Origin of the sequence: Streptomyces apricus (genome assembly GCF_008369065.1) — a bacterium.
Lineage (GTDB): Bacteria > Actinomycetota > Actinomycetes > Streptomycetales > Streptomycetaceae > Streptomyces > Streptomyces apricus.
The window spans coordinates 1-1,068 of the sequence record NZ_VDFC01000236.1 but is presented as its reverse complement, the minus strand read 5'-3'; the positions used below and the strand labels follow the sequence as shown (position 1 = coordinate 1,068).

Annotated in this window: 1 protein-coding gene; it reads right to left on the bottom strand. The window is 72.6% G+C overall.

From position 1 onward, the window contains the following. Positions 1 to 160: 160 nt before the first annotated feature. The coding region (locus FGF04_RS39410) for a MarP family serine protease (protein WP_149516195.1) at positions 161 to 1,068 on the bottom strand (908 nt) is incomplete at its 5' end.

The window sequence follows — 1,068 nt, the reverse complement described above, 5'->3', positions numbered from 1 at the left end:
GGGTGGTGTCGCGTCCCTCGCGGGTGCGGGCCGGTGGGGGCTGGTCGCGCCGTTCCCCGCGCCCCTAAAGACAAAAGATTGCGCCGTTCCCCGCGCCCCTAAAAGACTGCGCCGTTCCCCGCGCCCCTTAAAGGATCGCGCCCCTGAAAGATCGGGTCGTTTATGACGTGATCAAGTTGCCCGTGTCCACCGGGGTGGAGGTCCGTGCCGCTCGGGCGGCGTCGGTCGCCACCTCGTCGGCGGTCAGGACGTAGCCCGTGTCGGCGTCGCTCGTGGAGCGGGCGAAGACGACGCCGTAGACCTTGCCGCCGGTGGTCAGCAGGGGGCCGCCGGAGTTGCCGGGGCGGACCGTGGAACGGATCGCGTAGATCTCGCGGGTGACGGGGTCGGAGCCGTAGATGTTCTGGCCCCTGGCGTTGATCTTGTTGGCGACCCTGGCCGCCTGGAGGTCGAGGCCGCCGTCCTGTGGATAGCCCGCGACCACCGCCGCGTCGCCCCGCTCCGCACTCGTGTCGAAGGGCAGCACGGGCGCCTCCAGCCCCGGCACGTCGAGCACCGCCACGTCCTTCTCCGGGTCGAAGAGGACGACCTTCGCCTCGTACGCCCGGCCCGTGCCCCCCACCCGCACGGTCGGGTCGTCGATGCCCGCCACCACATGGGCGTTGGTCATCACCCGCTCCTTCGCGTACACGAACCCGCTGCCCTCGCGGCCCTGCGTGCCCACGGAGCCCTCGACCTTCACGGTGGAGCGCACGGCGGCCTGCTTCGCGGCGGCGGTGACGCTGTCCCCGGAGGGCTCGGCGACCTCGGCCGTCGGCTCGTTCTCGAAGGGGTTGAAGACCTGCGGGAAGCCGGCCTCGGTGAGCGCCGAGGTGGCCCGGGAGAACCAGGCGGGGGTCGTGTCCGGCATGGTGTCCTGCACCGCGCCGAGGAGCGCCGAGCCGCGGATGGACGAGATGACGACCGGCGAGGCGGAGGCGCCGAGGACGCTCGCGGCCACCCACGCCACGAGCAGCACGGCGACCGAGTTCGCCGCGGCCCCGCCCACCCCGTCGACCACCCGCAGGG